The organism is Shewanella sp. SG41-4 (genome assembly GCF_014164505.1).
Taxonomy (GTDB): Bacteria; Pseudomonadota; Gammaproteobacteria; order Enterobacterales; family Shewanellaceae; genus Shewanella.
This window is the reverse complement of sequence record NZ_JACJFI010000738.1, coordinates 1-613: the sequence shown is the minus strand read 5'-3', so window position 1 is coordinate 613 and position 613 is coordinate 1. Positions and strand designations below refer to the sequence as shown.

1 protein-coding gene is annotated in these 613 nt (G+C 43.9%); it reads left to right on the top strand.

All coding sequences use genetic code 11. The features are described from left to right. Positions 1 to 177 precede the first annotated feature (177 nt). A partial coding sequence (locus H5202_RS23595; RefSeq protein WP_182774139.1) for an IS66 family transposase zinc-finger binding domain-containing protein occupies positions 178 to 613 on the top strand: 436 nt, incomplete at its 3' end.

Below are 613 nucleotides of genomic sequence, written 5' to 3'. Positions count from 1 at the left end.
CCGAGCAACAATTACACTGGTTATTAGCGGGTTATGATGTGATTGGCCACAGCAAAATTGATGTCGCAGGTAAGCAAGTGCTTTAATTATTCAAAAGAGTTGGCGATCGATTGATGATCATCAAAAGACGTTCAGTTAGCACTGGAAAGCCTTTTGTTATGCCTTAAAATAGGCTTCATGAAAAATGAACTCGCCCTTAAACAGCGCATTGCTGAACTTGAAAAACTGTTAGCGCAGAAGGATGCACAAATCGCAGCCTTGGAAGAGCGCTGGCGTTTAGCTCAACAAAAACAATTCGGCAAAAGTGCTGAAGGCTTTGTAGGGCAAGGCGAGTTATTCAATGAAGTGGAGGAAATTGTTGAAGCCGCTGAGGCTGAGCAACAATCCATTAGCTATACCCGTAAAAAGCCAGTGCGTAAGCCACTGCCAAAAGACTTACCCCGTGAGCAGGTTATCCACGATATCGAAGATAAAACCTGTGATTGCTGTGGCGGTGAGCTACATAAAATGGGTGAAGATAAGTCAGAAAAGCTTGAGTTTATTCCCGCTCAAATCAAAGTGATTGAGCACATTCGGCCTAAGTACGCTTGCCGTCACTGTGATAAATCCTCGA